At 55.9% G+C, this 19,005-nt stretch carries 27 protein-coding genes and 1 pseudogene; 12 read left to right on the top strand and 16 right to left on the bottom strand.

Translation table 11 applies throughout. The features are described from left to right. Window positions 1-6: 6 nt before the first annotated feature. Window positions 7-1,008: a hypothetical protein gene (locus tag QZ862_RS19775; protein ID WP_296101496.1), complete on the top strand. Its 1,002-nt coding sequence runs from the start codon at window positions 7-9 to the stop codon at window positions 1,006-1,008. 32 nt (window positions 1,009-1,040) lie between these two features. On the opposite strand, the pseudogene QZ862_RS21390 reads toward QZ862_RS19775, so the two are convergent. From QZ862_RS21390 to QZ862_RS21385, 3 genes and pseudogenes are all read right to left on the bottom strand, one after another. Further along, window positions 1,041-2,057: pseudogene (locus QZ862_RS21390) on the bottom strand (tyrosine-type recombinase/integrase). 210 nt (window positions 2,058-2,267) lie between these two features. Continuing rightward, the gene (locus QZ862_RS19765; protein WP_296101493.1) at window positions 2,268-2,606 is read right to left on the bottom strand and encodes an HNH endonuclease signature motif containing protein; all 339 of its coding nucleotides are present in this window, start codon (window positions 2,604-2,606) and stop codon (window positions 2,268-2,270) included. Further along, complete coding sequence (locus QZ862_RS21385) at window positions 2,603-2,809, bottom strand: hypothetical protein (RefSeq protein ID WP_363315955.1); 207 nt, start codon at window positions 2,807-2,809, stop codon at window positions 2,603-2,605. The genes QZ862_RS19765 and QZ862_RS21385 overlap by 4 nt, the downstream gene beginning before the upstream one ends. Window positions 2,810-2,907: 98 nt before the next feature. On the opposite strand from QZ862_RS21385, the gene QZ862_RS19760 reads away from it, so the two are divergent. From QZ862_RS19760 to QZ862_RS19745, 4 genes are all read left to right on the top strand, one after another. Beyond that, the gene (locus QZ862_RS19760) at window positions 2,908-4,845 is read left to right on the top strand and encodes a hypothetical protein (RefSeq protein ID WP_296101492.1); all 1,938 of its coding nucleotides are present in this window, start codon (window positions 2,908-2,910) and stop codon (window positions 4,843-4,845) included. 17 nt (window positions 4,846-4,862) lie between these two features. Beyond that, on the top strand, window positions 4,863-5,147 hold the full coding sequence (locus QZ862_RS19755) for a hypothetical protein (protein ID WP_296101491.1): 285 nt from the start codon (window positions 4,863-4,865) through the stop codon (window positions 5,145-5,147). Between the two features lie 223 nt (window positions 5,148-5,370). Continuing rightward, window positions 5,371-6,678: a hypothetical protein gene (locus tag QZ862_RS19750; RefSeq protein WP_296101490.1), complete on the top strand. Its 1,308-nt coding sequence runs from the start codon at window positions 5,371-5,373 to the stop codon at window positions 6,676-6,678. A gap of 6 nt (window positions 6,679-6,684) precedes the next feature. Next, entirely contained in the window at window positions 6,685-6,918 is a 234-nt protein-coding gene (locus QZ862_RS19745) for a hypothetical protein (RefSeq protein WP_296101489.1), read from the top strand. A gap of 185 nt (window positions 6,919-7,103) precedes the next feature. On the opposite strand, the gene QZ862_RS19740 is transcribed toward QZ862_RS19745, so the two are convergent. Then, on the bottom strand, window positions 7,104-7,328 hold the full coding sequence (locus QZ862_RS19740) for a hypothetical protein (protein ID WP_296101488.1): 225 nt from the start codon (window positions 7,326-7,328) through the stop codon (window positions 7,104-7,106). Between the two features lie 62 nt (window positions 7,329-7,390). On the opposite strand from QZ862_RS19740, the gene QZ862_RS19735 reads away from it, so the two are divergent. Continuing rightward, the gene (locus tag QZ862_RS19735) at window positions 7,391-7,777 is read left to right on the top strand and encodes a hypothetical protein (protein ID WP_296101486.1); all 387 of its coding nucleotides are present in this window, start codon (window positions 7,391-7,393) and stop codon (window positions 7,775-7,777) included. Between the two features lie 25 nt (window positions 7,778-7,802). Here QZ862_RS19735 and QZ862_RS19730 read toward each other — a convergent pair whose 3' ends face one another. Next, a complete protein-coding gene (locus QZ862_RS19730; protein WP_296101485.1) occupies window positions 7,803-8,552 on the bottom strand; it encodes a DUF1796 family putative cysteine peptidase in 750 nt (249 codons plus the stop codon). 90 nt (window positions 8,553-8,642) lie between these two features. On the opposite strand from QZ862_RS19730, the gene QZ862_RS19725 reads away from it, so the two are divergent. From QZ862_RS19725 to QZ862_RS19700, 6 genes are read left to right on the top strand one after another with little or no spacing between them, the layout of a single operon-like run. Further along, window positions 8,643-8,888, top strand: coding sequence for a hypothetical protein (locus QZ862_RS19725; protein ID WP_296101484.1), 246 nt, complete (start codon window positions 8,643-8,645; stop codon window positions 8,886-8,888). Next, window positions 8,851-9,228 carry a hypothetical protein gene (locus QZ862_RS19720; RefSeq protein ID WP_296101483.1) on the top strand — a complete coding sequence of 126 codons (378 nt, stop codon included), beginning with the start codon at window positions 8,851-8,853 and terminating at the stop codon, window positions 9,226-9,228. Before QZ862_RS19725 ends, QZ862_RS19720 begins: the two co-directional genes overlap by 38 nt. Then, complete coding sequence (locus QZ862_RS19715) at window positions 9,225-9,437, top strand: hypothetical protein (protein WP_296101482.1); 213 nt, start codon at window positions 9,225-9,227, stop codon at window positions 9,435-9,437. Before QZ862_RS19720 ends, QZ862_RS19715 begins: the two co-directional genes overlap by 4 nt. A gap of 23 nt (window positions 9,438-9,460) precedes the next feature. Further along, window positions 9,461-9,817 carry a hypothetical protein gene (locus tag QZ862_RS19710; RefSeq protein ID WP_296101481.1) on the top strand — a complete coding sequence of 119 codons (357 nt, stop codon included), beginning with the start codon at window positions 9,461-9,463 and terminating at the stop codon, window positions 9,815-9,817. Beyond that, window positions 9,720-10,085 (top strand): hypothetical protein, encoded by a 366-nt coding sequence (locus tag QZ862_RS19705; RefSeq protein WP_296101480.1) that lies wholly within the window; start codon window positions 9,720-9,722, stop codon window positions 10,083-10,085. Before QZ862_RS19710 ends, QZ862_RS19705 begins: the two co-directional genes overlap by 98 nt. Then, complete coding sequence (locus QZ862_RS19700) at window positions 10,072-10,443, top strand: DUF1515 family protein (RefSeq protein WP_296101478.1); 372 nt, start codon at window positions 10,072-10,074, stop codon at window positions 10,441-10,443. Before QZ862_RS19705 ends, QZ862_RS19700 begins: the two co-directional genes overlap by 14 nt. Before the next feature lie 40 nt (window positions 10,444-10,483). Here QZ862_RS19700 and QZ862_RS19695 read toward each other — a convergent pair whose 3' ends face one another. The 11 genes from QZ862_RS19695 to QZ862_RS19645 all read right to left on the bottom strand — a co-directional run bounded on the left by QZ862_RS19695 (window position 10,484) and on the right by QZ862_RS19645 (window position 18,775). Further along, window positions 10,484-10,777 carry an addiction module antidote protein gene (locus QZ862_RS19695; protein ID WP_296101477.1) on the bottom strand — a complete coding sequence of 98 codons (294 nt, stop codon included), beginning with the start codon at window positions 10,775-10,777 and terminating at the stop codon, window positions 10,484-10,486. An 11-nt stretch (window positions 10,778-10,788) separates the two neighbouring features. After that, a complete protein-coding gene (locus tag QZ862_RS19690) occupies window positions 10,789-11,079 on the bottom strand; it encodes a type II toxin-antitoxin system RelE/ParE family toxin (RefSeq protein ID WP_296101476.1) in 291 nt (96 codons plus the stop codon). Between the two features lie 276 nt (window positions 11,080-11,355). Next, on the bottom strand, window positions 11,356-11,631 hold the full coding sequence (locus QZ862_RS19685; RefSeq protein ID WP_296014087.1) for a hypothetical protein: 276 nt from the start codon (window positions 11,629-11,631) through the stop codon (window positions 11,356-11,358). 138 nt (window positions 11,632-11,769) lie between these two features. Next, window positions 11,770-12,015, bottom strand: a complete 246-nt coding sequence (locus QZ862_RS19680; protein ID WP_296101475.1) for a hypothetical protein — start codon at window positions 12,013-12,015, stop codon at window positions 11,770-11,772. Window positions 12,016-12,135: 120 nt separating this feature from the next. Then, on the bottom strand, window positions 12,136-12,345 hold the full coding sequence (locus QZ862_RS19675; RefSeq protein ID WP_296101474.1) for a cold-shock protein: 210 nt from the start codon (window positions 12,343-12,345) through the stop codon (window positions 12,136-12,138). Window positions 12,346-12,709: 364 nt separating this feature from the next. After that, the gene (locus QZ862_RS19670) at window positions 12,710-13,273 is read right to left on the bottom strand and encodes an NAD(P)H oxidoreductase (protein WP_296101473.1); all 564 of its coding nucleotides are present in this window, start codon (window positions 13,271-13,273) and stop codon (window positions 12,710-12,712) included. A 201-nt stretch (window positions 13,274-13,474) separates the two neighbouring features. Further along, complete coding sequence (locus tag QZ862_RS19665; RefSeq protein ID WP_296101472.1) at window positions 13,475-14,380, bottom strand: sugar phosphate isomerase/epimerase; 906 nt, start codon at window positions 14,378-14,380, stop codon at window positions 13,475-13,477. A gap of 39 nt (window positions 14,381-14,419) precedes the next feature. Then, window positions 14,420-15,550 carry a sn-glycerol-3-phosphate ABC transporter ATP-binding protein UgpC gene (gene ugpC / locus QZ862_RS19660; RefSeq protein WP_296101471.1) on the bottom strand — a complete coding sequence of 377 codons (1,131 nt, stop codon included), beginning with the start codon at window positions 15,548-15,550 and terminating at the stop codon, window positions 14,420-14,422. Between the two features lie 27 nt (window positions 15,551-15,577). Beyond that, a complete protein-coding gene (locus tag QZ862_RS19655) occupies window positions 15,578-16,465 on the bottom strand; it encodes an ABC transporter permease subunit (protein ID WP_296035265.1) in 888 nt (295 codons plus the stop codon). 7 nt (window positions 16,466-16,472) lie between these two features. Next, on the bottom strand, window positions 16,473-17,363 hold the full coding sequence (locus QZ862_RS19650) for a sugar ABC transporter permease (RefSeq protein ID WP_144621749.1): 891 nt from the start codon (window positions 17,361-17,363) through the stop codon (window positions 16,473-16,475). A 68-nt stretch (window positions 17,364-17,431) separates the two neighbouring features. Next, window positions 17,432-18,775 carry an extracellular solute-binding protein gene (locus tag QZ862_RS19645; protein ID WP_296014074.1) on the bottom strand — a complete coding sequence of 448 codons (1,344 nt, stop codon included), beginning with the start codon at window positions 18,773-18,775 and terminating at the stop codon, window positions 17,432-17,434. Window positions 18,776-19,005 lie beyond the last annotated feature (230 nt).

Here is a 19,005-nt window from a genome sequence, read left to right as displayed (position 1 = left end):
AAGGACATGTTCGTTTGCCTCAAGAACATTTTTGCTTCTGACGCCTTCGACACTATCATACTTCGCGATTACGCCACCTTATCCCCACAGGCCCAAGAAGTCTTTCGGCATGTCGCGGCGATGGAGGCCTCGGGTATCCATGTTCATCGACAACTTGTCATCCGCATATTGAATATACCTGCCCAATCGATTGGCGGCTTGTTGGATGGCTTAACTGACATCGTGCACGAGTGGGAGCACAGTTCAAAGCTCGGTATATTTAGCTGGCGTTGTCGACATCACGTCATCGCTAACATCATATCAAAATACAAGTTCAAGGATTCGGGTCGGCTCATACGTTTGTTTGAGGACGTGATCGACAACATTAATCCCACTTATGACTTGGAAATCCGGTCCTTAAGGCAGCTTTGTAACACGGACGGAGGCATCCCCCGCATTCCTGACCTCACCGTGCAAAATCGCCTTCTAGCTAAAATGATCTCGCGCGCACCGGGAGAACGAGTTCCTAGGCATCGTCTAATCCGTAATCTGATCGAGATGCGATCTTTTGGCACCGCTCAGACCGAGATACGTCTCTTCGAGAAAGACTTCGGTAAAGAAGGTCCCGTGCACCGTTATAGCATAAAACTGATGATTGCGCGCGCCATATATACAGAAGGTATCATGACCGATGATCGGGTTGCGATGCTTGAAGAGGCGCACGACCTGGCAGTCACTGGCGCTGCGCGTTTTTCTTCGAATAAACACATATTGAAAGCATATGGAGAATTAGGGATCGAGTACTACAAACTAACAGGCTCGTTAGAGTATTTTGATGAAGCAATGGTGCTGCTCAAAGACGCAGAAGGTCGGCTGGGTGACCCACAGATTACGCAGATAATTGGAAACTTTACCCGACGGTTAGCTGGAAACTGGTCCGATTTGGCTGATGATGGTATAGACGACGAATTCACGCTTGAAAAAGATGACACTGCTAGTGACATTGATGATGAACTCATCTCTGGCTAAGCGTCGCGCAGCGGATGTCTCGACATTCGCTGTCACTTCTTCGATGCATTCAAACTCCGAATTGCTTCCTTAGTCGCTGAGTTCCGTCCAACATATCTCCGAATGATTTTCTCCACGGTTTCTTCTTCCCATGCCATGATCTCGGAAATTACCCTTATCGACAGTCCAGCTATATAAAACTTCGTCGCTGCCGTGCCGCGTAGATCATGAAAATGTAGATCGCGCTCCAGCATATCGGTTCTCTGTTTGGCTCTCCAGAACATCGTATTGAAGCCGTCCTGCCGCCAAGGCTTCCTCTTCGTGCTGGTGAGAACTACGGGCGACCGCTTCGGGATACGCGTAAGCACCTCATCTAAGGCGTCGTATCGTGGGATGATCGCCTCTCGTTTGTGTCTACTCTTCCCGGTGGAAATGATTATGGCGTCAGGTCCAACGTGTGACCATGAAAGCCGCAGCAAATCAGCAACGCGGAGGCCAGTATGAGCGGCAAGATCGATAACCCACTTCACCTCTTCGGAGCATCCTGCTTTCACTTGCGCAATATCAGCGTCCGTCCAAATGATTTCAGAACGATCGGAACTGTACAGATGCTTGATGCCCTCTGCAGGGTTCGAGCTTAGCTTTCCCATGGGGTCTACGCCGTGGGATAGAATGCGAGATAGAACCTGCATACCTGTGTCGGCTGCGCGTGGCGTATCGCTATACTGTCCGCGCCATTGCCGAATTCGGGGACGGATTCTGTCCGGGCGGTTGAATTGCGCGATGCTCAGATCGCCAAAGTGATCTGCGATGCGATCAAGCCAGGGTGACCAGGTGCGCTTGGTGGAATCTGCGAGCTTCTTAAACTGCGTTGCTTTGTAATTGATGATGATGGAGCGAAAGCGTCCGCTTTCCGGTTCTGCGCGGTTAGCGACAGCTTCGTTATATTAAGCTATGAACTCAGCGCTTCCGGGCTTACCCCTAAGCCGAGGGCCTCCACGCCATGCGTAATAGTAGAGATTACCCTTTGCCTTTACGGTGTGGATACCCTTAAGCTCAACTGTAACCATTCTTCTTATCAAACTCCGCCAGTTCGCGATCCAGATCGTCTTCGTCACTCTGTGCTGTTGGCGTAAAATGCCATCGAAACGTGCCGTCTGGCAATGTGTCCAATGCGGTTGGAGTCATGCCACTCTAGCGCAAGGCCTCCAAGGTCATATTCACGTCGCGGATGCGCAGGGCAGGGCGCCGGTGGCGTTTTGAGTTGGGTGCTGAGACCGTCATATCAACACCTCAATGCAGCGCAGCCGCTTCGCTTCCTCGCGCCGGATCGCATTACGTTTGCGCGTGACCATCTCTAGATGGTCAGGGTTTGGGTTGACGCAGAGCCGGTTGCGGCATTTGTGGTCAAGTTCCTTCTTGCCGGGAATATAGCCGTGCTCATTCGTCCACATGGCGATGTGCACCGCGACAGTTTGACCGCCAAGGGACATTCGCGGATAGCCGGCTCCACGGCCCGTAGTGCCTGACGTTGGGCCGGTCCAAATCCAGCAACCCGTTTCGGGGTCGATCTGAACGCGGCTCATGATCTTGTCGAAGATGGTTTGGCGGCGAGTCATGACGGCATGCGCTCAAGCTCCGTTTCCGGGTAAATCTGGACAGGGCCATATACGTTCTCAAGCTGGACCGCATAGCCGCGCGAGCTTTGCGTGGTCGAATAGAAGCCCACCACTATTCCTTCCCACCAAGCGCCAGACTTCTTTCGGACCTTCTCACCTCTGCGAAAGGCCCACTCTTCCGCCTGCTCAGGCCGGTCGCACACCGGAGAACAGGGCCGGCCTGTCTAGTGCGATTGCGACAACAGCGCTTAGTATTGGCATTCAAGCGCTAATGGCTCCGAAGCCGCCTAAGCCCGAGCAGATGAAAATACCGCTACAGCAGCCCATACCCTACAGGATATGGGGTGTGGGCCGCGTGCGGCTGGCTGGCTCGATGATGTTGTGGGAGAGCACAGGCGTCAACCTGCACTGCGTGCAAGCCATAGCGGGCCATCGGATTAAGTCGGTCAACCGTTACTGGCTCCATGATGATGAGGTGACGCTTAGGAGCAACTCTGTCGTCTATCATCCAAGCGGTCGGTATGAGGTCAATGTCGGCATCTACCATCGGTTAGGATTGCCGGTCGAAACGCCATATCCTGCGCCAGTCGGAGAACTGAGCGCGAGCGGTCTGTGGACGAATGACCACAGGGGCGACGGTCAAGCCTCCGTTTCTTTTTGGGCTTCGGCTGGTCCAGCAAAGTATCAGCGGTCATGGTTTCCCTACGGCCCACCAATGCTGTCAGTCGAAGCGGACTTGGCGCTGTGCTGGGACTTTCGCGATCCATCACAGAACCCGAACGATCCGACGACATGGAAATGGACGCGCAATAGCGCCATCATTATTGCCTGGCATTTGTGCTTTAACGAATTCGGCTACGGGCTGGACTACCGAAAAGCATTGCTGCCGGTGCTCGATCTCTGGAAAGAGGAAGCCGATATCTGCAACGAGGCGGTGCCTCTCGCGGCTGGCGGCACGGAACCGCGTTACCAGTGTAACGGGACGGACACGACAGAGAACGGCCCGAAAGCAGGTCTGAACGCCATGTTGGCAACGTGCGACGGCCATCTTGTCCAGCGTGGCGATGGTGCGCGCATCCTGACTGTCGGGAAATTTCGGGAAAGCCGATGCGCTGTTCTAACCGACAAAGACATCGTCGGACACAGTATTCAATACGATGTCCTATTTGAAGAAGAGTGTAATCGGCTCGTCCCGAAATTCACATATCCTGCTACCGCCTACGCGACTGCGGATACCGACTTTTTCGAGGATGCCGAAGCGCAGCTCGACGCCGGGCGGGTTCTTTCGGAGGAGGCAAATTATCGGTGGTGTCATAGATGGCGACAGGCTAGGCGGCTTGGCAAGCGGGATTGGCTACGCCTGCGTGAGCGGGTGAAAGGGACGCTCGATGTTCGCTTGAGTGGCATCAACTCCGTCTACGCGCGTTGGGTTCGGCTGGAAACTCCGCAACGCCTCCCGCGTCTGAGCGGTCAGTTGCTGGAAAACCGCCGATCCGTGATCGCGCTCGCGCGTGGGGGATTTACGATGGACGTGATCCGGCATCCTGCAAATATCGACGCTTGGGTTCCCGAAGTGGACGAGGGTCAGCAGCCGCCCGTTCCTCTCGCTCCAGCAATCTCACGCGTCGTTACGCCAGTTCTCAACCTCGTGCAGGCGCAATCAAGCAACGGTTCCGTGCTCGTTCGTGTCGTTGTCGTCGATCCACAGGATGCCAGCCTGACGCCTGTTATTCGTTATCGCGTAGCGGATGGTGGCGGCGGGGTCCCTGGCTCTTGGATCGAACAGCAGTATCAGGACGCGGTACGGTCGGGCGGATACATCAACCTGACAACGGGAACCGTGCCAGCGGACACGCTGCTTCAAGTCGGCGTTGCCTTTATATCGTCGGCTGGAACCTATTCGGACTTCTCGCCCACGGAAGATATTCGGTCTACAGCCGATACCGTCGCGCCTGATGCCGCTTCAAGCGTGAGCGTTACGACCGCTTCGGGGGCTGCCACATTCAATTGGGTTGCGCCAAATAGCGGTAATTATGCCGGTGCGAAAATCTACTGGAACACGGTCAATAACTTTGCAACCGCCAGCTACCTAGGTCCGCCTAAGTATGGCTCGGCGGGATCTTCAAACGCAGTCACAAAATCCATTTCAGCCGGGATTCGTTACGGCTGGATCGTATCAATCAATGGTTTAGGCATGGAAGGCGCTCCGGTGGCAACCGGCGCGTTCACGGTCTCCTGACGCCTGACGGAGCAATCATGGTAGAAAAAGCCAGCATCATCTTTGCGGACGGCCCTAGTGCCAGTCCGTCACAACCGAAGAAGTCAGATCTGCGCGCTTGGGGAACATGGCTTGAAAGCTTTTTAACGTCTATCGGCGCAAATAGCGGTTCTGTTTATCCCACCCGCGCCGCGCTGTTTGCCGATCTCGCCCATGTCGCCAATTCTATGGCGTGGGTCATGACCGACGAAACAGTTTCCTACAATGGGGTTTTACCGGAAAACCGGTGCGTCCGGCGCGGGCGCTTGGGTGCGTATCGGTGACCTCCCTTACAGTTTCATTGTGGCGAATGATAGCGGAAGCGGTTCCGCAAACGCCATCAAGGCCGATAGCGCTATTCCGGTTTCAGATTCCGCGCTTGTCGTTCTGCCGATTTCCGCAACGAATACCGCCTCGCCTGCCTCGGTTGCTTTCAATGGAGGCGCGGCACTGACAATCAAGACGGTCGCCGGAAGCGATGTCGCGGCAGGTGGCTTGGTTGCTGGCATGAGACTGATAGAGGTGGTTTCCGGTGGCACGTTCCGGCTCGTTTCCGACCAAGTATCTAGTGCTGTCCTTGCGGCGGCCGAAGAAGCTGCATCGGCGGCAAATTCGTCCAAGGGTGCGGCCCAAGCGTCAGCGTCCAATGCCGCAAATAGTGCATCGGCGGCGCAGAAATGGGCAAGCGAAGCTGAAAACGTCGAAGTTCTTCCGGGCCTGTTCTCGGCGTTCCATTGGGCAAAGAAAGCGGCCTCTGTTGTAACGGGGGAAATCGCGGATGCTTTGAAGTCCGCGCCTGTGAAAGCATCACCGGTCTCGGCTGATAAGATTGCCTTGCTGGATGATGATGGTTTAAAAACCGCTTCTCTGGCGTCACTGCAAAAGCTCTTTGGTTTGCCGATTGGCACCACGATCATGATGCAGGGAAATGGCAACAGCCCGCCGCCCGGATACCTTTTGCATAACGGCGCGGCCGTCACATCGGCATATCCCGACCTACGGGCGTGGCTGCTAAACAACGGCGCCACCGTGAATGGCAATGGCGATCCGATCATTGAAGATATGGGCGGATATTTCCCGCGCGGCTGGCGCTCTGGTCAGGTGGTGGATAGTGGTCGTGTATTTGGCTCTGCGCAGCAGGACGCGATGCAGGGGCATAAGCATCGCACCCCCGGTGCTGTGGCTAACCGAGGCGATGCATGGGCCGCAGTGGATGGGACAGAAAGCGTCTCTACCGCCGACAGCGTTTATTATCCAGGCACAACATCGGCGTTCAGAACACTGACAGGCAGTCCCGTATTTCCTGATGGCGTGAACGGCACGCCCCGAATTGCAGCCGAAACCCGCCCCGTCAACAAAACTTTCACTTACTGGATCAAGGCGTATGCCGCCGATCAGGTTCCGGGGAGCGCGGACTTTGCGGCGCTGGCCAACAACGTGCAAACCTTGTCTGCGAATGTGCAAGCGTTGCAAGGCAGGACGACCACGCTGGAAAGCTACGGAAAAGTGCTGGCTTGGGTCAACTTCAACGGCACTGGCACCGTGGCTATCCGGGCGAGCAAGAACGTTTCGAGTGTCGCGGACAATGGCACGGGCGACTATACCGTCAATTTCATCACGGCGATGCCCGATGCGAACTTCATCATGGTTGGCACGGGATCCGGTGAGCAAGAGGGCACCGGTGGCGGCGTAGCTCGTCAAGGCCCCGCGTTCTCAACGTCTAGCAACACAACAACTTCTTGCCGCGTGAGAACAGGCTACGACAATGGCGCGCTTTACGACTGGCCCACGGTCGGCGTTGCCTTTCTAAGGTGAAAAATCATGGCGGATCAAACAAAGCGCATCATTTATCAGAATGATCAGGGAGGGATTACAGTGCTCATCCCGCCACATGACGACGATTGCGACTACTCTTTGGAAGAGATCGCCGCGAAGGACGTCCCAACTGGAAAGCCTTATGCGATTATCGATGCCTCTGATGTGCCGGTAGACCGTTCAGAGCGGCAAGGATGGTCGGTTGATGTCGCTGACCTCACGGATGGAGTTGGTGAATGAGCAAGATCACTGATCACGGCGATGGTTATACGGTTCTTTATGAAGATTTCCCCGTTCTTGCCCGAGTGCGGTTTCCAAACCCAGCGACATCTCTTCCGATAGTCTGTAGGCAACCTGCCGGGGGGAGCCTCGATCAAAAACAATTGCGATGTTGGGTGTACTTTCCTCAGTCCGGCGGACCTCTATCAGGTCAGAACGATAAACCGGAGTTCTTGGTATTCCTGGGCCAAGCTCGTGGTTCCTGTTGAGTTCTTTGCCGCATCAACTTCAGCAGCAATCCTCATGATGTCTGAAAAGCTGATCGTGAATTCGCTAGCCCGCCCCCGCTCATCTTGAGAATGAATTGTGATCTCTCCACGTGGAGGGCTCACGTCTGCTTTCGTAACGATCTTCGCAACAACTTTCACCATTATCCGCTCCCCTGGTTGCAGCAAGTCAACCACGGCTCACTTCGCTATGTCGAGAGGATTCTATGAGCATCATTAAAATCAAACCGCTTCCAGTGACGCCGGAAATGCTGACCGACGAGGTGAACCGCCGCCTATCTCTCGGCTTCGATTTCGATTTCGGAGATGAGCGCGGCGTCCACCATTTCGGCACAACGCCGGGCGACATGACCCGGTGGATGCAGGAAGTCACGCCGCTAGCGCAGGCGGCGATGAACATAGGCGAACCAGACCGCCTCGTCGGCATCAAGACGAATACCGGCCTTGTCGAAGTGAAAGCTTCTGAATGGTGGTTGGTGTTGGATGCCGCCGCCGCCTGGCGTCAGCCGCTATATGCAGCATATTTCGCACTGAAGGCTGCTTCAGAAATACCCGCTGATTATGCTGTCAACGAAAGTTACTGGAAGTTTTAGAGGTCGTTGTTCGGGCGTAGCTTTCCTACCGATGAGGACTGTAGACAGTTCTAATTCTGCGGTTGGCTTGCTTGAGCCGGCAGTATAACCACATCCAGAATGGCATCTCCGTCTTCCTTGCTAGCAGGTTTATCCACTCTCTTTCCCATCTAGCGTTGAGGGCTGGCACCTCGTCATAACGTGCCACAGTCTTCCCGAAGGTGAGACGGTTGTCAGAGGGTGTGAAGCTGTCCACCGCGGAACGGGTCTCGTCTTCATGCTCCACTAGGCTCTCGACGACAACTAGCACAGTCGTCTTCCCGGCGCGCATTCCTTCCACCAGGGCAAGAAATTCCAGAACCTCGGCCTCCATAATGTGCACGATCTCGTGGGCTGTCGTTCCGGGGTTGCTCTCGCGGTAAGTCGAGTAGTCCCTGTAGTACAGGAAGTGCAGGTGATCGCGTGACCGCAGAGCCTCGCGCATCCTGTCGAACCTTCGCAACATTTCAGCATGATGGTTTGGGTCAGCAACGGGGTCTGAATGCACGTGGAACGTTTTTGGGTAAAGCTTGTAAGTCGGGACGGCCCTTCCTGCGGGGGGGTGAAAAACAACAAGATAGCTCTCCGGTTTCGACGCTTCCTCAAAGTTGTTGCGAACGATTTCGCTAACCGCTTTCAGCCCATCGTCCACGTTTAACAGCCAGTCGAAAGGGTAGGATGCACGGCGTAGCCCGGCTTTCCTGATCATCGTTGCCGCATTGCAAGCTGAGCCAAGCGAAATGTATCGATGAGCCATCCTGGGATCCTGAAGTCTTCAACTTGAGCTTCTTAATCGGAAGTAGTCATCGCCTCAAGGTGCAACCTGTATTTTCGTGAGGTTGCTGACATGCTCATCGCCAACTGGTGGCAGGTGCTGAAACGCGCATGGTCCATCCGATGGATTTTGCTCGCCGGTCTCCTGTCCGGCCTCGAAGTCTTCCTGCCAATCATTGACGGATACGTCGATATCCCGCGTGGCCTGTTCGCTGCGCTTTCGGGCGGCGCGACCTGTGCCGCCTTCATTTCCCGCATCATTGTCCAGAAAGGTGTATCGGATGCCGATCAACAAGATCACGCCGACGAAGCGCGGTAAAGCTGCCATTGCTGCCGTTCTCATTGGCATCGCCAGCGGCGGTTACGCGACATATGACCGTTATGCCACAACGCAAAAGATGGATCCTGCCGTCATCCTGGCAGTCGAAAAGGGAATCATGCCCTGGGAGGGGCTGGTTCTGAAATCCCATTGGGATCCGTTCGCCAAGATCTGGGACATTTGTTACGGCGAAACCAAGGGCATCGGTCCCGGCATGACGAAGACGAAGGCGGAATGCTTCGACATGCTGCTTCGCCGCGTTCATGACGACTATTACCAGAAGATCATGGAATGTTCGCCAAACCTGGCAAAGCCCCCATCAGTGTTCGCGCTTCAATGATCACAGGTTCCTACAATTTCGGCGTGGGCGCATGGTGTCGATCGACCGCAAAGGGTCGCATCGAGGCCAGCATGTGGCGCTTCGCTTGCGAGGCTCAAACGGCTTTCAACAAAGCAGGCGGGCGGATCGTGCGCGGTCTCGTCAACCGTCGCGAGATGGGCGACGCGCAGCGCATCGGTGAAGCTGAACTGTGTGTGAGCGGGCTATGAGCTTCCTTCTCCCGACGTCGCTTTTGGGGCGCATAGCCACCCTCATCATCTGCGCCTTGCTGGTCGTTGGGGTCTTCCGCCTGTGGCTTTCATCGCACGATGCGGCGTTGCTTGAAGGTTACGTACTGCTTTCAGAAAAGACCGCCGCTGAAGCGAAAGCCGCCGAAATGGAACGCCAGCGCAATGCCGCTGCGCTGGCGCTCGAAGAGAACCGCAAACGGGCGCTGGCTGATGCGCTCATTCTACAGCAGCTCGAAGTCAAACAGGAACAGGCGATCAAAGATGACAATCAAAACATGGATGACGGTGATTACCGTTGGAGCAATGATGATCGCCGCTGGCTGTGCGAGCAAAGAGGCGAGGCTTATTGCCGCCGCTGATGCGCGGGGCAAAACATCGGCGGGCGTCAACCTTCCCGATCTGCCGGAAGAGTGCCGGAAGAAGATGGACAGGGTCATTCCCAAATACGGAACCGAAAAGCCACGCAACACGCAATTGAGATGGGACCTAGCGGCGGATTTCGTAGACCGCCGCACTGCCCGTTGCGCCGCTTTTTATGACGACACCAAAGCCTCTTTCGGCTCTGGACGGTTTTGCAGTAAAAACCGCGCCTGCAATGGGGGTGGTTTGAGCTATGGCGCCTGGTGAATTTGATCCGTCCATCCATCAGCAGCTCGGGCAGCTGGTAGAGGGAATGGAGGGGTTGAAAGACTCGATACGGCGCATGGAAGATCAGTCCAGACGCTCCGAAGATAAGGCGGCTGAAAGTCGTGCCGTCGTGCATAGGCGGCTTGATGAGGTGGTGGATCGCGTCGGCGACGTGGAACAGACGGTGGCGCTCGTAAAGGATGACGTGACCGATATGAAGCCTGTCACCGACGATATGAAGCGGTTGCGGTTGATGGGCACTGGCGCCCTAGCTGCAATGGGCTTTTCGGCCATGGCTGTAGGCGTGACATTCGCGGACGCTTTAAAGCGGCTCGGAGATTTTTTCATTGGGCCATAAACTATAGCCGCACGGAGCAATCCGGGCGGCTTTTTGCTTTTCAGGCCGCATCCAAGCTGGGTTTCAAAACAAGCTGGAAACCGAGCGCGTGAATAATCTTGTGCATCGTTTCATAGCGCAGTTTTGATCCAGGCTTCAGCGCCTTGTACAGGCTTTCTCGGCCCAAACCGGACGCCTCAGCGACCTGCGCCATTCCGCGCGCCTTGGCGACATGGCCCAGCGCCGTAATGAAAACGTCCGGGTTTTCATCTTCCATTGCAACGGAAAGATACTCCAGCATCTCGCTTTCATCCTTCAGATATTCCGAAGCATCAAATTTGGTAAACTCTGTCATGATCCTTCCTTTCATATGGTACGGGCCATTTCGATGGCTTTCTGAATGTCACGCTTCTGGCTGGATTTATCGCCGCCGATCAGCAGGAAATACACGGTCTCGCCTTTGCGCGTGTAGTAAAGGCGATATCCCGGACCAAAGTGAATGCGCATTTCTGACACGCCTTCACCCACCGGCTGACAATCGCCGAAGTTTCCATGCTCCGCCGATGCGATGCGAGCAAGAATGCGAACGCGGCCCTTGCTATCTTTCAGGCTCTGCAACCAACTATCAAACTGTGGCGATTTCTTAAATGTGTTCATGTCTTTTTGTATCCATATAGATACAGAAAAACAAGAGGGAAAGTTGAGCTCATTGTGATATTTCGCGCACGTGAAGTTTTACAGCGCTATTGAAAGCATTAGTCGAATTTGAACGCTTTGGCGTGAGTTTTACGCCTAAATAATTGAAAATAATGGTATAGATTGAGCTTCCCAAGCTGAATACGAGGGTTCGATTCCCTTCACCCGCTCCAGCTACCTTCCAAAGAGTTTGTCGCCCTACACCACATTGCTTGAAAACGCCGAAGAGTCGTACCTTCAGGCGCGGTCATACGTAAACGATGTCAGCAAGGATGTGACGAAGTTGCTGGCTTTTTCCTTGACGAGGACTTCCGTCCATTCGTCCGTTCCGCGAAACCTGAGATCCGTCTGGATACTGTCGACCGCTGCCATTTCGATGCGCTCGATATGTTTTTTGAAATGCGCTTCGCCCTTGGCCTGGTAAAGATCGCGGATGACCACCCGGAGGATTTCCTGCATCGCGATTTGCCATGCTGTGTTGGTCGCATTGAGTTCGTTGGCTGTCGTTGACATGCGTCCCGCCTGTTTTGCTGGGTTTCTTGGCTCTCACCGAAGGGTTGCGCAAAACCATAAGGAGATGCTGCGAAAACTGTATGCAATAAAACAAGGCCTCAACGCTCAGTGAGCGAGACCTGAGGATCACACCACGATTTAAGATGTGGAGCAGGCCGACGGCGTCTTCTTGCTGCGTTTGGTTGCCGGAGCATCCGCCACGGACTTGCGATCTGCCAGTTCTTTTGCAAGGCGAGCTGCCTTCAGCCTGGCTGTTTTTGCGTCACGCGCATCGACGGCAGCTTGCAGTTCATCCACAGCGTGATTTTTTGCAAAGAATGGCGTTTGAAGCTTGCCGAAGGCAAGCTCTGCCTGCTGGCGAGATTTGCTGTGTGTTTCTGTCATGGGTATTTACCTTTCCGGCCAAACGCCGAAATAAAAAAGGCCAGGCGAAACGCCTGGCCTCGAATGAAATTGCTCCCGGCAGTGCCAGTACATCCGTGGTCAAAGAGGAGCCGATCTCACTTATACGGACTGCAGATTGGTCGCAGACATCTTGCCCGACTTGTTGTCGCGCTCGAGTTCGAAGCCAATCTTCTGGCCTTCGACGAGTTCGCGCATTCCTGCACGTTCGACAGCCGAAATGTGAACGAACGCGTCTGCGCCGCCATTGTCAGGCTGAATGAAGCCGAAGCCCTTAGTGGAATTAAACCATTTAACTGTGCCAGTGGTCATAATGAACCCTTTCAAAGCATGGAGTGAACGACCGCGCAACGAATGCAACGCGGGTAAAAACCGACTATTTTTGAAAGAGAAGTTCGCTTAGAGCGCGGTGCCAATCGCGCGGTAGACAAAGCTCGGCAAGCAAAAGATCGATGACGTATCTATAGACGGGTTCACTCCGGGAGTCAACGAAAAGTTTTTAACTTTATCAATGTTCTTCCTTTGGTTGTGTCTCTGCCCGATTGCGTTACTTTCTTTCGCGCTGGTCATGAGGCTGTAACACCGGCTCCATCACCGATGCAGCGGGCATTTCTTTTAACGGCGTCACAAAGCGGATGCCGTAGACGACCGACTGACGATCAGTGTTGATATTGCGCTAGAACCTAGCCCCGAGCTCTGTCGATCTTTCAATAATCGCAGCTGCATGGGCGTCGTCTTCTAGCGATCCATACAAAATCTCGACCCTGCCTTCTTTCATACTGCAGCAATTGAGGATCCCCATCTTCATCTGGGTTTGAACGGAAATGTCGTAGCCGCGCTTGCGATAGTCATCTTCGGTCGCGCCGGCGATGCCGACCATCAGCACCTTTCTGTGCGGATAGGTCTTATCGCCAAAGGCCCAATTCTGTGCCCACACACGATCGATCCAGCCTGTGAGGATTGCCGGCATAGACCACCACCAGACGGGAAAGAAGAGCGCTTTGGCATCATTTCTTTCCACACGCTCCGTCTCTCCTTGAACGTCATCCGCGAAGTCTATGGTGCGTCCGCTCCAATCCGGCTCGTCCTGAGCTTTAAGAACCGGATCGAAATTCTCTGCCACCAGATCGGCGAACTCGACATCGTGACCGTTCGCTTGCGCTGCGTCGGCAAAAGTACGTGCCGCTTGATGTGCCAGCGCGTCCAGCCGTGGATGGGCGACGACGAGCAAAATCTTCATAAAGCGATATCCTTCATAGTGACCAGGTGAACGCAGGCCGGGTGGCAGCGTTCGAGACCTGCGCCGGTTAAGACGCCACTCAGGCGGTCTGGGTATGAAGAGAGGATCCGCACTTCAATCCTGCCATGACGTGGTGCCTAGCAGAGATCGCCGGAGTGGTGGGGCCGATGCATGCGGCCCCTCCACTCTATAGATTGGCCGTCAGCGCTTGTTCACAGCCTCTGCGAGCTTCATTGCGCGCTCCAGGCAGCCGGGCTGCTGGTCGGCGAAGCGCTCTGCGCCGATTTCCATGATGAGGGTAGTGTCGGGCAGAAAGGTCAGTTCGGAGAAAATGTCCTCCCAGTCGATATCGCCCCAGCCGATCGGCAGGTGAAGGTCGCCGATGCCGAGCGCTGTCGCTTCTGCGGGGTGGTAGAACTTCTTCATCGTGTAGGGCAGGCCGAAGCTGTCATGCACATGCAGATGGCCGGTGACGGGCGCCATGGCGCGCAGTTCCTCGCGGAAATCCAGACCCTTGAAGGTGGATTCGATATAGGCGTGGCTGAAATCGATCAGGGCGGCGAGATTGTCATGGCCGACGGCCTTCACCGTTTCAGCCACTTGCGATGGCGTCTGGCGGTACTGGCCGTCTTCTGTGGTGAAGATGTTTTCCAAAACGATGCGCACGCCATAGGTCTTGGCAATCTCGGCCATTTCGAAAAGAGCCTCACGCTCCATCTGGTCGAGATCGCTGCCACTCATGCCATCGGAGAGGATCGCATTGCCGCTGTGGTGCACAAGGACGCCGGCACTCAGCCGGTCGCAGAGTTCCAGCATGGCGCGCACGACCTTTTTCTGCAAATGCAGATGCTCGCGGTCCATGAAGTTCGAGACGATCTGGCCGTGCAGAGACAGTTTCTTGAAGTCATACTGCCTGACGATATCGCGCACGCGCTGCGCACGGTCTTCGATGATGCGACCGCCGGAGATGATCTCCTCGCCATAGATGCCGATTTCGCAGGCGCTGGCGCCGGTATCGGCAATGATTTTCAGGGACGAATCCAGGGTGGAAATATCGCCGCGACCGGTGGCGTTGCAAAAGCCGACAGCAGAAATGATGGAAGTCATGTCAGGGTCCTTGATACAGACAGGGAAAGCGCAAGACGTTCAGGCACTATGGGCCAGAACATCCTGATTGGTGAAGTCGGTCGCGTTGGCGGGTGCGAAATCCGGATCGATCCGGCGTTCGGTGTTGGGATCGAAAAAGTGAAGCTGCGCTTCGGGAAACTGCAGCATAACCCGCTCGCCGGGACGGACAGTGAGGTCTTCACCGATGGCGGCGGCGAAGATCTGGCCGCGGATATCGGCATAGACAATGCGGCCGGAGCCGAGTTCCTCGACGAAATCGACCACCCCCGAAATGCCTTCACCACTGCGCGAGACAACGCATTGTTCCGGCCGGATACCGACGATGATGTCATCGCCAGACACGGCGCCCGCGATCCTCACCGGCAGCGGGGTCGCCCAGTTGCCGAAGCTCACCAAGCCGCCTGCGCGATCCACCTTGGCATTGAAAAGGTTCATGGCGGGCGAACCGATGAAGGAGGCGACGAAGGTGCTGGCTGGCCGGTTGTAGATGTCGAGCGGCTGCCCAACCTGTTCGACATTACCCTTGTTCATGATCACTAGCCGATCCGCCAGCGTCATGGCCTCTACCTGATCATGTGTAACGAAGACCGATGTTGCGGACAGCCGTTGATGCAGCCTGCGGATTTCTGCGCGCATGGTGACGCGCAATTTGGCGTCGAGGTTGGACAAGGGCTCGTCGAACAGGAACACATCCGGCTCACGAATGATGGCACGGGCCATGGCAACGCGCTGGCGCTGGCCGCCGGACAGGGCTGCGGGCTTGCGCTCCAGGTAATCGGAAAGGCCGACAATCTTCGCCGTTTCCTCGATCCTTCGGCGGCGCTCGGTCTTGGCAACGCCCGCCACCTTCAGCGCATAACCTATATTATCTGCAACGGTCATATGCGGATAAAGCGCATAGTTCTGGAACACCATGGCGCAACCACGTTCACGCGGCTCCAGCCGGTTCACCACCTTACCGGCAATGGCGATTTCACCGGCGGTGATGTCTTCCAGCCCGGCGATCATGCGCAGCAGCGTGGATTTGCCACAGCCGGAAGGGCCGAGGATGACGACGAATTCTCCCGACGGAAAGATGAGGTCGACACCATGCAGCGTCTTGGTCTTGCCGTAGGATTTATGCACCTGACGAATATCGATCTGCGCCATGGTCTGGAACTCCTGTTCTGTAAGCTGTCATTTCTCGGTGGAGACAAGGCCGCGCACGAACCAGCGCTGCAAAAGCCCGACGACGAGAAGAGGCGGCAACATGATGATGAGGGAACCGGCAAGCGTGACGTTCCAGTCAGGCGTGCCGTTTTCGGAAGGAAGGAGGCTGGAGAGCGACATCATTACCGTCTTATAGGACGGGTCGGTCACCATCAGGAGCGGCCAGAGATACTGGTTCCAGCCATAGACGAACATGATCGTCGTCAGCGCCAGCATGTTGGTGCGTGACAGCGGCAGGATCATGTCGACGAAGAAACGCATCGGGCCGGAGCCATCCATGCGCGCCGCCTCGGCCAACTCGTCCGGCAGGGTCATGAAGAACTGGCGATAGAGAAAGGTGCCGGTGGCTGTGGCGATCAGCGGCAGGGTCAGGCCCGCATAGGAATTTAACAGGTTCCACTCGATGTTGACATCGATACCGGAGATCGCATTGATCAACAGCCGGAAGGGGTGAAACATGTCTGCCGCCACCGCATAGGTCGGTACCACGCGCACTTCCAGCGGCAGCATCAGCGTGATGAACACCGTCCAGAAAAACAGGTGGCGCAACGGCGAGCGGAAGAAGACGATGGCGAAGGCCGTGCAGGCCGATAGCGCCACTTTGCCGACGGTGACTAGCGAGGCCATGATGAAGCTGTTCAGCATGGCGTTGCCGAGATTGGCGCGGCTCCATGCGGTTTGCATGTTTTCAAACAGCCTGTCGCTTGGCATAAAGCTGAAGGGTACGCTGTTGATCTGCTGCAGCGACTGGCTGGCACCGGCAATGATGACGATGAAAGGGCCGATCAAGAGCAGGAAGCCGATAATCATCAGGCCGTAGGTAAAGGCGTCTGCGTAGGGAGTGCGCTGGATCATCGCCGCCTCACTTGTAATGTACGCGCCGCTCGATGAAGCGGAACTGGATGAAGGTGAAGACCATGATCAGGCCAATCAGAATGATGCTCTGCGCCGAGGCACCCGAATAGTTGAGCCCCTGGAACGCTTCCTGCACGATGCGAAACACCATGACTTCGGTCGCATGGTTCGGGCCGCCGCCAGTCGTGTGGTGGACAATACCGAACGTGTCTGAGCCGACAAAGCCTTCGGTCATCATGGTCACGGTCAGGAAAAACAGGGTGGGCGCAAGCAGCGGCACCTGAATATCGATGGCCCGGCGGATTGGCCCGGAGCCATCCATCGCAGCCGCTTCCGTCAGGCTGCGCGGTACGGATTGCAGACCGGCCAGCAGGAAGATGAAGGTGTAGCCCGCCCATTTCCAGATGAAGATGATGATGACAAGCGCCAGCGCATGGCTGCCAAATTTGGCCGGGTTCCAGATATCCGGATAGATCGCGTTGAGAGAGGCGGCCAGGCCGCGTTCCGGCGAGAGAATGAAGCGGAAAGCCATGCCCGCCGCAGGACCGGCAATGGCAAAGGGCAGGATGTAGAGAACGCGGAAGAAGCCGGAGCCCGGCAATTGCCTGTCGACAGCAAGCGCAAGTGTGAGGCCGATCAGGATGGCAAAAAACGGCCCGACAATGGCGAAGATCAGGCTGACGGTCACCGAGTTCCAGTAGAGCGGATCGGCGAAAGTCTCCTGGAAATTGGCAAAGCCGACAAACTCGGCCACTCCGCCGAAAGGCGGCTCCAGTGTGAAGGCCCAGTTCACCACCGCCACGGCAGGCCAGTAGAAGAAAAGGGCAATAAGGGCGAGCTGCGGTAGGGCAAAAAGCAGAGGTAGCCAGGTGCTCTTGAAGACGGAGCGCTTTTCCATGGATATTCCAATAGACAGTCAAAAGTAGTGTGCCACCCGCGCTCACGGATGGCACTTTGTATCAGCGCTTAGTTGATGGAAACGCCGGCAAAGGTCTTTTCAAAGCGGCGCAGGCCCACATTCGAGCGCTCGACGGCCTTGTCGAGTTCCTGCTGAACGTCGCCGTTCTGCATGTAGATTGCCTCGAGTGCGGTGGAGAGTTCCTTGCGGATCTGCGTGAAGTTGCCGAGGCGGATACCGCGAGTCGTATCGGTCGGCTCGGTCAGCGTCAGGCTTTCGATGGCGACTTCACGGCCCTTGTAGGGTGCCTTGTCGTAGAAGCCGTTCTTCTTCATGCTTTCGAAGCCGGTCTTGGTGACGGGAATGTAACCCGTGACGGTAGACCACCATTCGACCATGTCCGGCTGGGCGATGAAGTTGAGGAATGCCGCAGCGCCCTTGTATTCAGCGTCCGGACGGCCAGCCATGACCCAGAGCGAAGCGCCGCCAACGAGCGATTTCTTGCGTTCTGTGCCTTTAAAAACCGGCAGCATGGCAACATCCCACTTCACGCCTTCAGGCAGTGTCTTGCCGACGGTGCCGTGGTCGGCAATCGAGCTCATTGCCATCTGGCAGGTCTGCGAGGTGAAGGAGGGAACGGTGTCCATGCCGAGCGTCTTTGTCTTGACGACGAAAAGCTTCTCGTCCTGCATCTTCTTGAAGAACTTGAGTTCGTCGACGACCTTCGTCTTGTTGACGACGAGTTCCGCATTCAGGCCCTTGTAGCCGTTGCCCTCTGTGGCGATCGGCTGGTCGTGGATGGCGGAGAACTGCTCGATCAGCGGCCAGGTGTCGAAATTGAACGCCAACGGGCACTCGTAACCGGCAGCCTTCAGCTTCTTCGCAGCCTCGGCCACGTCTTCCCAGGTCTCCGGCTTGCCGGTCACGCCAGCCTTTTCGAAGGCGCTGACATTGTAGTAGAAAACGGCGGTGGAGGAGTTGAACGGGAAGGAGTTAAGCTCGCCGGCTGCCGTCGCATAGTAGTTGGCAATACCGGGGAAATAGTTGCTCCAGTCGATCTTGTAGCCATTGTCGGCCATCAGCTTCTTGGCTGGAACGAAGGCCTTGGACAACATCATGTCCAGCGTGCCTGCATCGTAAATTTGCGCGATGGCCGGGTGCTTCTTTGCGCGATAGGCGGCAATCGTGTTCTGCAGCGTCGCGTCATAGCTGTTTTGCGATGTGCAGACGATTTCATAATCCGGCTGCGACGCGTTGAACTTCTTGCAGGCATCCTGCACGCGCTCGCCGAGATCGCCGGAGAGGCCGTACCAGAATTCGAATTTTGTCTTTTCAGCATGGGCAGCTGAGGTGCCGAGCGCGGCTGCGACAGCAAGCGATGCGACGAAGGAGGAGAGGGTCGACGTTTTCATGAGGGAAGCCTCGTTGGAAAGAAACGATGGCCTGGTCGCGGAATTTTTCGGCCCGGCGAGCAAAACCGGGGGCGTCGTAACAACGCTGCATGACAGGTCGCGGACGCTTTTTTGAAGTTTAGATGACGCGGCTTATCGCTTCGATGGTCATCCGACGCTGCGAAAGATCACGAGTTCCGGCGGGAGATTACCTATCGGCAGTTCGCAATTTCTTCCCGGCACCGCATGGC

This window comes from uncultured Agrobacterium sp., from assembly GCA_913777615.1.
Classification (GTDB): Bacteria; Pseudomonadota; Alphaproteobacteria; order Rhizobiales; family Rhizobiaceae; genus Agrobacterium.
This window is presented reverse-complemented; position numbering and strand designations above follow the sequence as displayed.

Bases quoted from the DNA above. Each gene is read 5' to 3' on its own strand.
- QZ862_RS19675 (WP_296101474.1), bottom strand. From the start codon at position 12,345: ATGACCACTGGCACAGTTAAATGGTTTAATTCCACTAAGGGCTTCGGC.
- QZ862_RS19745 (WP_296101489.1), top strand. From the start codon at position 6,685: ATGGCGGATCAAACAAAGCGCATCATTTATCAGAATGATCAGGGAGGG.
- QZ862_RS19760 (WP_296101492.1), top strand. From the start codon at position 2,908: ATGAAAATACCGCTACAGCAGCCCATACCCTACAGGATATGGGGTGTG.
- QZ862_RS19735 (WP_296101486.1), top strand. From the start codon at position 7,391: ATGAGCATCATTAAAATCAAACCGCTTCCAGTGACGCCGGAAATGCTG.
- QZ862_RS19690 (WP_296101476.1), bottom strand. From the start codon at position 11,079: ATGAACACATTTAAGAAATCGCCACAGTTTGATAGTTGGTTGCAGAGC.
- QZ862_RS19645 (WP_296014074.1), bottom strand. From the start codon at position 18,775: ATGAAAACGTCGACCCTCTCCTCCTTCGTCGCATCGCTTGCTGTCGCA.
- QZ862_RS19740 (WP_296101488.1), bottom strand. From the start codon at position 7,328: ATGGTGAAAGTTGTTGCGAAGATCGTTACGAAAGCAGACGTGAGCCCT.
- QZ862_RS19695 (WP_296101477.1), bottom strand. From the start codon at position 10,777: ATGACAGAGTTTACCAAATTTGATGCTTCGGAATATCTGAAGGATGAA.
- QZ862_RS19655 (WP_296035265.1), bottom strand. From the start codon at position 16,465: ATGATCCAGCGCACTCCCTACGCAGACGCCTTTACCTACGGCCTGATG.
- QZ862_RS19765 (WP_296101493.1), bottom strand. From the start codon at position 2,606: ATGACTCGCCGCCAAACCATCTTCGACAAGATCATGAGCCGCGTTCAG.
- QZ862_RS19725 (WP_296101484.1), top strand. From the start codon at position 8,643: ATGCTCATCGCCAACTGGTGGCAGGTGCTGAAACGCGCATGGTCCATC.
- QZ862_RS19670 (WP_296101473.1), bottom strand. From the start codon at position 13,273: ATGAAGATTTTGCTCGTCGTCGCCCATCCACGGCTGGACGCGCTGGCA.
- QZ862_RS19665 (WP_296101472.1), bottom strand. From the start codon at position 14,380: ATGACTTCCATCATTTCTGCTGTCGGCTTTTGCAACGCCACCGGTCGC.
- QZ862_RS19650 (WP_144621749.1), bottom strand. From the start codon at position 17,363: ATGGAAAAGCGCTCCGTCTTCAAGAGCACCTGGCTACCTCTGCTTTTT.
- QZ862_RS19730 (WP_296101485.1), bottom strand. From the start codon at position 8,552: ATGGCTCATCGATACATTTCGCTTGGCTCAGCTTGCAATGCGGCAACG.
- QZ862_RS19715 (WP_296101482.1), top strand. From the start codon at position 9,225: ATGATCACAGGTTCCTACAATTTCGGCGTGGGCGCATGGTGTCGATCG.
- QZ862_RS19755 (WP_296101491.1), top strand. From the start codon at position 4,863: ATGGTAGAAAAAGCCAGCATCATCTTTGCGGACGGCCCTAGTGCCAGT.
- QZ862_RS19680 (WP_296101475.1), bottom strand. From the start codon at position 12,015: ATGACAGAAACACACAGCAAATCTCGCCAGCAGGCAGAGCTTGCCTTC.
- QZ862_RS19700 (WP_296101478.1), top strand. From the start codon at position 10,072: ATGGCGCCTGGTGAATTTGATCCGTCCATCCATCAGCAGCTCGGGCAG.
- QZ862_RS19720 (WP_296101483.1), top strand. From the start codon at position 8,851: ATGCCGATCAACAAGATCACGCCGACGAAGCGCGGTAAAGCTGCCATT.
- QZ862_RS19685 (WP_296014087.1), bottom strand. From the start codon at position 11,631: ATGTCAACGACAGCCAACGAACTCAATGCGACCAACACAGCATGGCAA.
- QZ862_RS19750 (WP_296101490.1), top strand. From the start codon at position 5,371: ATGAGACTGATAGAGGTGGTTTCCGGTGGCACGTTCCGGCTCGTTTCC.
- QZ862_RS19775 (WP_296101496.1), top strand. From the start codon at position 7: ATGTTCGTTTGCCTCAAGAACATTTTTGCTTCTGACGCCTTCGACACT.
- ugpC (WP_296101471.1), bottom strand. From the start codon at position 15,550: ATGGCGCAGATCGATATTCGTCAGGTGCATAAATCCTACGGCAAGACC.
- QZ862_RS19705 (WP_296101480.1), top strand. From the start codon at position 9,720: ATGACAATCAAAACATGGATGACGGTGATTACCGTTGGAGCAATGATG.